Source organism: Rhizobacter sp. P2_H3, from assembly GCF_056403355.1.
The window spans coordinates 1-8,867 of sequence record NZ_JBFUFQ010000233.1; the positions used below are offsets into that span (position 1 = coordinate 1).

Below are 8,867 nucleotides of genomic sequence, written 5' to 3' on the forward strand. Positions count from 1 at the left end.
CCCGTCTTTATTGGCGCTCCACAGACTCCCCGCACGCGCCTTGTGCCACCGCCCTGCCTTTGGGTAGGTGACAAGCGAACAAGTGGGGGTTGATGCCCGGGCTGTCGCCCGAGCTGCGCGCATCGAGCTACTGGTTCGGCAAAGGCGCGGGTGGGGGATGTGGGGAGCGCCAATCAGGACGGGGCGCCGGAGCTGTGCAGTTTGAAGGCCCGCGCGCGCCAGCGCGCTTCGTGCACTGACTGTCGCCCACTGTTTGACCACAACGAACGAAGTGAGTGGAGGGAGTTTGGGCGACGGGCCTTCAAACTGCACAGCGCAGGGGAGTCGACGCGCCCCGCGCGGCGACCGCACCGGCCGGCGAGCCCCACATCCCCCACCCGCGCCTTTGTTCGCGCCGATGCCGTCAGTCCGGCGGTCACCGACTCGCTACCAAGGCGTCACGGGCGGCACCTCGCACGGCCCCGGCATGTCGATGGTCTTGAAGTCCGACGGCCCGACGATCTCGATGTACTCCATGTCGGGCGAGTAGTCGAACAGGTAGTGCACGATGCCAGGGCGCTGGTGCACGCAGTCGCCGGCCGAGACCAGCGTCTCCTGGTCCTCGTACATGAACTTCGYCCACCCCTTGGTCATGATGACGATGTGGAACTCCGCCTCATGACGGTGCCAGCCGGTGCCCTTTTCGGGTGCCATGTTGGCCTTGACCAGCTGCGCCAGCACCCGGCCCCGGGTGGCTTCCTCGACGCCGAGGTCGCGGTACAGGAAGAAATCCCGCAGCCCGTCGCTGCGCCAGGCGGTGTCGCCCGGCTTCACGTGTGAGAACTTCGTGGTGGCGCTGTCCAGCATCGCGAACCTCCAGCGTTCAAACGGTGCCCGGCGGCATGCATGAAGCGTTCCACGCCGGGAGTTAAAGTCTCGCGCGACGACAGGGGAACACCATGACGAAATCAGCGATCGGGCTGCTGGTGCTGGGCTGCATGGCCGGCTGCGCCAACTACGAACCGCCCAAGGCCTGGGAAAAAGGCCATCTCGCGAAGCCCGAGATGACGATGGGCGGCGATGCGCTGGAGCAGCGCTTCGAGCAGCACATCTACACCAGCAAGGAAAACGCGTCCGGTGGCTACGGCGTCGGTGGTGGAGGCTGCGGATGCAACTGACCGCCCCCTTCGGCACCCTGGTGCTCGCCGCGTTGGCCTTGCCCGGCGTCTGGCATTCGTCAGCGCGGGCCGAGAACGCCCCCGAGCAAGGCCTCATCGGCCTACGCTTCCTGAACTACCAGGACTCGCAACCCGGCTGGAAACGCATCACGGTGAACTCGCCATCGTTCCTGCTCGTCGCGCCGCTCGGCCGCGACTGGGGCCTCGAGGCGACGGCCACCGTCGACCACGTGTCGGGCGCGACGCCGCGCTACCACAGCAGCGTGTCCGGCGCGTCGACGATGGACGACGAGCGCAAGGCCKGCGACCTGAAGGTGACGCGCTATTTCCAGCGCTCGTCGCTGTCGCTGGGCGGCGCCTACTCGACCGAGCACGACTACCTGTCGCGCGCGTTCTCGGTGGCCGGCACGCTGTCGAGCGACGACAACAACACCACCTGGAATGCCGGCTTCGGCCATGCCGGCGACAAGATCGACCCGACCGCGGGCGGCGAGACCGGCAACATCCGCGACGAGCGCAAGCGCACCAACGACTTCATCGTCGGCGTCACGCAGGCCGTCACCGGCGACGACCTGGTGCAGGCCAACCTGACGCACAGCCGCAGCACCGGCTACCTGAACGATCCGTACAAGGCGCTCGATGCGCGCCCCAGCGAGCGCCGCCAGACCGCGCTGCTGCTGCGCTGGAACCACCACTTCGCCGGCGACGGCTCCACGTTGCGCACCAGCTACCGCGCCTACAACGACAGCTGGCAGGTGAAGGCGAGCACGCTGCAGCTCGAATGGTTCAAGCCGGTCGGCGGCGGCGTGAGTCTCGCGCCGCTGCTGCGCTACTACACGCAGAGCGCCGCGTCGTTCTACACCGATCCGGTGTACGACACGACGCTCGGCGCGCCGTTCCCGGTTGGCTGGGATGCCACCGCGTACAACTCGCCGGACCAGCGCCTGTCGGCCTTCGGCGCGTTCACGCTGGGGCTGAAGCTGCAATGGGCAGTCGATGCGCTGTGGACCTTCGACCTGAAAGGCGAGGCCTACCAGCAGCGCGGCGAGTGGCGCGCCGGCGGCGAGGGCTCGCAGGGCCTGGAGCCGTTCAAGGCGCGCATGCTGCAGGTCGGCATCAGCCGCAAGTTCTAGCGTGACGACCGTGTCCCACCCGATGTCGGCGCGCGCCGAGGCGCAGCCCGACGACCTCGGCTTCGGCTTCAGCGCGATGGCCTGCGAATGCGAGATCCGCATCGCCGCCCTCGGCCGCAAGAAGGCCGAGCCGCTCGCGCGCGAGGCGATCGCCGAGGTGCGACGCATCGAATCGAAGTTCTCGCGCTATCGCGAGGCGAGCGTGGTGTCGCGCATCAACGCGGCGGCGGGCAGCGGCCGGCCGGTCGAGGTCGACACGGAGACGGCCGACCTGCTCGACTTCGCCGCGCAGCTGCATGCGAGCAGCGGCGGGCTGTTCGACATCACCTCGGGCATGCTGCGCCAGGCCTGGGATTTCAAGGCGCAGCGCAAGCCCGCCGACGGGCAACTCGAGCAGCTGCTGCCGCGTGTCGGCTGGAACAGGTTGCGTTGGCTGCGGCGCGGTGCAGGGCAGGCCGGCCGCATCGAGCTGCCGATGGCCGGCATGGAGCTCGATTTCGGCGGCTTCGGCAAGGAGTACGCGGCCGATCGCGCCGCGACGCTGCTGCAGTCGCGCGGCGTGCGCCACGGCATGGTCAACCTGGGCGGCGACATCCGCCTGATCGGCCCGCGGCCCGATGGCCGGCCCTGGGTGCTCGGCGTGCAGCACCCGCGGCACGAGCGCGCGCTGATCGCCCGCATCGACCTCGGCGACGGCGCGCTCGCGACCAGCGGCGACTACGAACGCTTCTTCGAGCACGAGGGCGTGCGCTACTGCCACATCCTCGATCCGCGCAGCGGCATGCCGGTGTCGCACTGGCAGTCGGTCAGCGTGGTGGCGCCGGCCTGCCTGGCGGCCGGCGCGCTGACGACGATCGCGATGCTGCTGCAGGCGGACGCGCTGGCGTTCCTGCAGTCGCAGAACGTCGGCTACCTGGCGGTCGATGCGCAGGGGGGCATCCATCGCCATGAGCTGTGGCAGCGCGGCGAGAGCGAGGCAGCCTCGGCATGAGCGGGCTCCCTCGACGAGCCATGCTTGCGGCGGCAGGTGCCATCGCGGCGACAGCCACGCTGCCCGCGTCGGCCGCGAGCCGCTGCTTCGGCACGGTGGCCAAGGGCCGCCTCGAAGACGGCGTCGCGCTGCCGGCAGCCGGCGCCAACTTCTCTGCCTACAGCCGGCTCGGCGTGACGGCCGGCCGCACGCATGTGCATTCGACGGTGCGCGACATCGTGGTCGACGCGTATGTGCAACTCGCGGCCGTGCTGCCCGGCACGGTGTTCGTCTACGGCGAGACCGGCTGGGCCGGCGGCGGACGGATCCGCCCGCACCGCAGCCACCAGAACGGGCTGTCGGTCGACTTCTTCGTGCCGGTGCGCAACGCGGCCGGCGTGTCGGTGCCGCTGCCCACCGGTGTGACGAACAAGCTCGGCTACTCGATCCGCGCGGCGAGTGGTTGCGCGAGCACGTCGAGTTCATGAAGGGCCGCGCCTGGGTGCGGCACGACGAGCACTACCACGTCGATTTCCGGGTCGCCTGCGCGCCGCTGGCCTGACGCGCCTCAGGGCTGGGGCGACAGGTGCAGGTGGCGCAGCTGCCAGCCTGACGCCGCGCAGGTCCACACCATCGTGAACGCGAGACGGCCGGGCGAGGGCGCGGCATCTGCCGTGCCGATGCCACCCAGCCGCGTGCCGGTGACGAGCGCGGTGTCGCCGAAGCGCTGCAGCGTGAGGTCGGCGGCGCGCAGGTCGATCTGCCGGCCCGACTTGAACAAGCCCTCGAAGGCCTTGGCGTCGAGGTGCAGCAGGGCCTTCGATTCCGGCACGGTTTCGGTGAAGCCTTCGGCGGGCAGGTAGCGCGCGACGGCGGCGAGGTCCTTCGCGCTGATCTTCGCGAAGAAGTCGGCGGTGGCGTCGATCGGGTCGACGACGACGGCATCTGCCGCGGCGGCCGGGAGCGGGGCGTTGAACAGCGTCATCGCGAGCAGGATCCCGGGGAGGCGTTGGCAGGGCTTCATGCGGTGCGTGTCCCGGCGACCTCGAAACCCACGGCGCGCAGCGCGGCTTCGGCCGCCTGCTGGTCCTGCAGCGCGTTGCCGCCCGAGATGCCGATGCCGCCGACCACCCGGCCGTCGTGGACGATCGCGCAGCCGCCGCCGACCGCCACCAGCCGTGGCCGGTGTGCGAGCGGTGCGACGACCGGATCCTGGACGATGCCGTTCCACACATGGGTGCCGAGGCCGAACGAGGCGGCGGTCCAGGCCTTGTCGATCGCAACGTCGACGGTCAGGAACGCGGCGCCATCGCTGCGGTCCAGCGCCTTCAGGTGGCCGCCGGCATCGGTGATCGCGACCGTGGCGTCGATGCCGATGTCGCGGCAGGCGGCGCGCGCGGCGTCGAGCAGGCGTGCGGCGGCGTCGCGAGCGATCGACGCGGACGCGACGGTGAGGGGAATCTGCGAGTGGGGCATGGATCTTCCAGTGAGTCGTTGAGGCAGCGAGGCCCGAACTCTAGAATCGCAATCCTTGATTGATAAGACTGCGCTGGAAGTATCAATTTCAAATGAAGGTTGACAATATCGCGGACTTCGAGGTGCTGGTGCAGACCGCGCGCGGCGGCTCGCTGACGGCGGCCGCGGCGGCACTCGGCATCACGCCTGCGGCCGCCAGCGCGATGCTGAAGCGGCTGGAGACGCAGCTCGGCACGCGGCTGTTCGAGCGCTCGACGCGCGCGATGCGGCTGACCGCGCAGGGGCAGACGCTGCTCGGCTATGCGACGCGGGCGTTCGAGCTGCTGGCCGAGGGCGAATCGCAGGTCACCGAGGAGCGCGGCGCGCTGGTCGGCAGCCTGCGTGTCGCGGCGCCGTCGGACCTGACGCGCACCACCCTGCTGCCGTGGTTCAGCGAGTTCATGGCCGTGCACCCGGGCCTGCAATTGGTGCTCAGCGTCGGCGACCGGCCGAAGGATGTCGTGCGCGACGATGTGGATGTCGCGTTGCGCTACGGCACGCCGGCCGACTCCGGCCTCGTCGCGCGGCTGCTGGTGCCGTCGCGGCCGGTGCTGTGCGCGTCGCCCGACTACCTGCGCCGCCATCCCGCGCCGCAGGTGCCGCAGGACCTGCTGCAGCACAACTGCCTGACCTTCGACCGCGGCGGGCGCAACTTCCGCAGCTGGCGCTTCGGGCGGGAGGGCCAGTGGGTCGACGTGCGGGTGCGCGGCGACCGCACGGTCGACGATGCGTCGCTGGCCCGCGAATGGGCGCTGGCCGGCGCAGGCGTGCTGCTGAAATCGCAGATCGACGTCCGCAACGACCTGCTGAGCGGCGCGCTGCTGCCCTTGCTGCCCGACTGGGAGACCGAGCCCTATCCGCTGCATGCGCTGCTGCCGAGCGGGCGCTTCGTGCCGGGGCGGGTGAGGGCGCTGGTGGACTTCCTCGCGAAGAAGTTCGATTCGCTCGCGTGATGGCGTGCTTCAGGCCGCTGTCGCCCGGATCGTCAACCGAGGTGCGCCGGCCCGCATGCGGCCGATCACGGCGGCCTGGCCGAAGCCCGCGGCGTGGAAACTCGCGAGCACCTTGTCGACCGCCTCCGGCGCGCAGCTCACGAGCAGGCCGCCACTGGTCTGCGGATCGGTGAGCAGCGCCTGCTGCCACGGCTGCAGCCCGGGCGCGAGCGTCACATCGGCCCCGTAGCCCGCCCAGTTGCGAGCCGACGCGCCGGTCGCGATGCCGCTGCGCGCATGTGCGGCGGCCGATTCGATCAACGGCACCTCAGCGAAATCGAGCTCTGCCGCCAGGCCCGAGCCGCGGCACACCTCCAGCAGGTGGCCGGCCAGCCCGAAGCCGGTCACATCGGTCATCGCGTGCACGCCGTCGAGCGCGCCCAGTTCGCTGCCGACGCGGTTCAGCTGCGTCGTGTGGCGCAGCATCTCCGCATACCCCGCCGCATCCAGCACACCCTTCTTCAGCGCGGCCGACAGGATGCCGACGCCGAGCGGCTTGCCCAGCACCAGCACGTCGCCGTCGCGCGCGTCGGCGTTGCGGCGCACCCGGTCGGGGTGCACCAGGCCGAGCGCGACCAGCCCGTAGATCGGCTCCAGCACGTCGATCGAATGGCCGCCGGCGATCGGGATGCCGGCTTCGCGGCAGATGCTCGCGCCGCCCTCAAGGATCGCGCCGATGACGGCCGGCGGCAGCTTGTCCAGCGGCATGCCGACCAGCGCCAGCGCCATGATCGGCGTGCCGCCCATCGCGTAGATGTCGGAGATCGCGTTCGTCGCCGCGATGCGGCCGAAGTCGCGCGGGTCGTCGACAATCGGCGTGAAGAAGTCGGTGGTGGCCACCAAGGCCTGCTGGTCGTTCAGCCGGTACACCGCCGCATCGTCGGCGGTCTCGGTGCCCACCATCAGCTCGGGCGGCACCAGGCCCTGCGGCGCGCGGGCGAGGATGTCGGCCAGCACGCCGGGTGCGATCTTGCAGCCGCAGCCACCGCCGTGAGAGAAGGACGTGAGTCGGATGGGTTCGGTCATCATCATCGAAGTGTCGATCAAAAAATGCCGGGGGGCACGCCGTTGAGCCACAAGCCCACCACGGTCGAGGACCTGCCGTCGTTCAGCGTGCTGATCGACGTGCGCACGCCGGCCGAGTACGCGCTCGACCACATCCCCGGCGCGATCAACTGCCCGGTGCTCAGCGACGACGAGCGCCGCATCGTCGGTACCACCTACGTGCAGGTGTCCGCCTTCGAGGCCCGCAAGATCGGCGGCGCGATGGTGGCGCGCAACATCGCCCGCCACCTCGACGAACTGATGCGCGACAAGCCGCGCGACTGGCGTCCGCTGCTCTATTGCTGGCGCGGCGGCCTGCGCAGCGGCAGCTTCGTCAACTGGCTGCGGCTGGTCGGCTGGGATGCGCAGCAGCTGAAGGGCGGCTACAAGTCGTGGCGCGCGCACGTGATCAGCGAGCTGGCCACGCGCGCACCGGCGCTGCCGCTGCGCGTGCTGTGCGGCCCGACCGGCAGCGCGAAGACGCGCGTGCTGCACGCGCTCGCGCAGCAGGGCGAGCAGGTGCTCGACCTGGAGGCGCTGGCGGCCCATCGCGGCTCGGTGCTCGGCGACCTGCCCGGCACCGTGCAGCCGTCGCAGAAGGGCTTCGAGACGCAACTGCTGCACGCGCTCGAGGGGCTCGATCCGCAGCGGCGCATCTGGGTCGAGGCCGAGAGCCGCCGCATCGGCCGCCTGACGGTGCCCGAACCGCTGCTGCAGCGCCTGCGCGAGAGCCCGGTCGTCGAGATCGCGGCGACGCGCGAGGCGCGGCTTGCCTACCTGCTGCGCGACTACGCCTGGCTCGGCGACGACCCGCAGCGCCTGGCCGACAAGCTGGGTGGCCTGCGCGAACTGCTGCCGAAGGAGACGCTGGCGCAGTGGCAGGCCTGGGCACGGCAGCGCGAGCTGCCGCCGCTGTTCGAGGCGCTGATGGCCCGGCATTACGATCCGCTCTATGCGCGCTCGCAAGGGCGCCAGCTCGAACGCATCGGCCAGGCGCAGCGCGTCGAGGCCGACGACCTGTCACCCGATGGCATCGCGGCACTCGCGCTGCGCATCGCCTCCCTTTCCTGAACCCCGTGGGACCCACCGATGAAACACGCGCTCCAACACCTGCTCGCCGCCTTGTCACTTGCGTTGATCGCCGGCACCGCTGCGGCGCAGACCGCCACGCCCGGCGTGTTGCGCGTCACCGCGATCCCCGATGAATCGCCGACCGAGCTGGCGCGCAAGTTCGCGCCGCTCGGCAAGTACCTGGAGGGCAAGCTCGGCCTGAAGGTCGAGTGGACGCCGGTGACCGACTACGCTGCCGCCGTCGAGACGGTGGTCAACCGCAAGATCGACCTGGCCTGGTTCGGCGGCTTCACCTTCGTGCAGGCCAGCGTGCGCTCGAACGGCAAGGTGATTCCGCTGGTGCAGCGCGAGGAGGACGAGCGCTTCCGCTCGGTCTTCATCACCGATGCGAAGAGCGGCATCGCGAAGCTCGAAGACCTGAAGGGCAGGACGCTGAGCTTCGGCTCGGCGTCGAGCACCTCGGGCCACCTGATGCCGCGCAGCTTCCTGCTGGCCGCGAAGATCAACCCCGATGCCGACCTGAAGCGCGTCAGCTTCTCGGGCGCGCACGACGCGACGATCGCCGCGGTGGCCAGCGGCAAGGTCGATGCCGGCGCGCTGAACATCTCGGTGTGGGAGAAGTTCGTCGCCGACAAGAAGGTCGACACCAGCCAGGTGAAGGTGTTCTACACGACGCCGGCCTACTACGACTACAACTGGACGGTGCATGCCGACATGCCGGCCGAGCTGCGCAGCAAGATCCAGCAGGCCTTCCTTGCGCTCGACCCGGCCACGCCGCAGGGCAAGGAGATCCTCGACCTGCAGCGCGCGACGCGCTTCATCGCGACCAAGCCCGAGAACTACGTCGGCATCAAGGCCGCGGCAGAGAACGCCGGCCTGCTGAAGTGAGTGAGCCTGCTGCGGTCGCCGAGCTGCGCGCGCTGTCGGCCCCGGCCGCGCCCGGCGTGCCGGGCCTGGCGCTGCGCGGGCTCGACCTGCGCATCGC

General features: G+C 70.3%; 11 protein-coding genes. 7 read left to right on the forward strand and 4 right to left on the reverse strand.

Features of this window, described 5'->3' with window-relative positions; all coding sequences use genetic code 11:
* Nucleotides 1-426 precede the first annotated feature (426 nt).
* Nucleotides 427-846, reverse strand: coding sequence for a cupin domain-containing protein (locus AC1D1T_RS26850; RefSeq protein ID WP_477992829.1), 420 nt, complete (start codon nt 844-846; stop codon nt 427-429).
* 92 nt (nt 847-938) lie between these two features.
* Between AC1D1T_RS26850 and AC1D1T_RS26855 the strand changes: the two genes are divergently transcribed.
* Genes AC1D1T_RS26855 through AC1D1T_RS26870 form a run of 4 tightly spaced genes read left to right on the forward strand, consistent with a single transcriptional unit; the run spans nt 939 to nt 3,748 of the window.
* A complete protein-coding gene (locus AC1D1T_RS26855; protein ID WP_465111648.1) occupies nt 939-1,157 on the forward strand; it encodes a DUF4266 domain-containing protein in 219 nt (72 codons plus the stop codon).
* The gene (locus AC1D1T_RS26860; protein ID WP_477992830.1) at nt 1,148-2,290 is read left to right on the forward strand and encodes a DUF3570 domain-containing protein; all 1,143 of its coding nucleotides are present in this window, start codon (nt 1,148-1,150) and stop codon (nt 2,288-2,290) included. The genes AC1D1T_RS26855 and AC1D1T_RS26860 overlap by 10 nt, the downstream gene beginning before the upstream one ends.
* A 1-nt stretch (nt 2,291) precedes the next feature.
* Nucleotides 2,292-3,281 carry an FAD:protein FMN transferase gene (locus AC1D1T_RS26865; RefSeq protein ID WP_477826552.1) on the forward strand — a complete coding sequence of 330 codons (990 nt, stop codon included), beginning with the start codon at nt 2,292-2,294 and terminating at the stop codon, nt 3,279-3,281.
* 20 nt (nt 3,282-3,301) lie between these two features.
* On the forward strand, nt 3,302-3,748 hold the full coding sequence (locus AC1D1T_RS26870; protein WP_477992831.1) for a penicillin-insensitive murein endopeptidase: 447 nt from the start codon (nt 3,302-3,304) through the stop codon (nt 3,746-3,748).
* A gap of 80 nt (nt 3,749-3,828) precedes the next feature.
* Here AC1D1T_RS26870 and AC1D1T_RS26875 read toward each other — a convergent pair whose 3' ends face one another.
* Nucleotides 3,829-4,284, reverse strand: coding sequence for a YybH family protein (locus AC1D1T_RS26875; protein ID WP_477826550.1), 456 nt, complete (start codon nt 4,282-4,284; stop codon nt 3,829-3,831).
* Complete coding sequence (locus tag AC1D1T_RS26880) at nt 4,281-4,736, reverse strand: GlcG/HbpS family heme-binding protein (protein ID WP_047513368.1); 456 nt, start codon at nt 4,734-4,736, stop codon at nt 4,281-4,283. The genes AC1D1T_RS26875 and AC1D1T_RS26880 overlap by 4 nt, the downstream gene beginning before the upstream one ends.
* A gap of 92 nt (nt 4,737-4,828) precedes the next feature.
* On the opposite strand from AC1D1T_RS26880, the gene AC1D1T_RS26885 reads away from it, so the two are divergent.
* Nucleotides 4,829-5,728: a LysR family transcriptional regulator gene (locus tag AC1D1T_RS26885; RefSeq protein WP_477826549.1), complete on the forward strand. Its 900-nt coding sequence runs from the start codon at nt 4,829-4,831 to the stop codon at nt 5,726-5,728.
* 9 nt (nt 5,729-5,737) lie between these two features.
* Here the strand turns inward: AC1D1T_RS26885 and selD are convergent, their stop codons facing one another.
* On the reverse strand, nt 5,738-6,796 hold the full coding sequence (selD, locus tag AC1D1T_RS26890) for a selenide, water dikinase SelD (protein WP_477844396.1): 1,059 nt from the start codon (nt 6,794-6,796) through the stop codon (nt 5,738-5,740).
* A gap of 39 nt (nt 6,797-6,835) precedes the next feature.
* Between selD and mnmH the strand changes: the two genes are divergently transcribed.
* Together mnmH and AC1D1T_RS26900 are read left to right on the forward strand one after the other, a co-directional pair.
* Nucleotides 6,836-7,882, forward strand: a complete 1,047-nt coding sequence (gene mnmH / locus AC1D1T_RS26895) for a tRNA 2-selenouridine(34) synthase MnmH (RefSeq protein WP_477992832.1) — start codon at nt 6,836-6,838, stop codon at nt 7,880-7,882.
* Nucleotides 7,883-7,900: 18 nt separating this feature from the next.
* Complete coding sequence (locus AC1D1T_RS26900; RefSeq protein ID WP_477844468.1) at nt 7,901-8,770, forward strand: putative selenate ABC transporter substrate-binding protein; 870 nt, start codon at nt 7,901-7,903, stop codon at nt 8,768-8,770.
* The last annotated feature ends 97 nt before the right edge of the window (nt 8,771-8,867 follow it).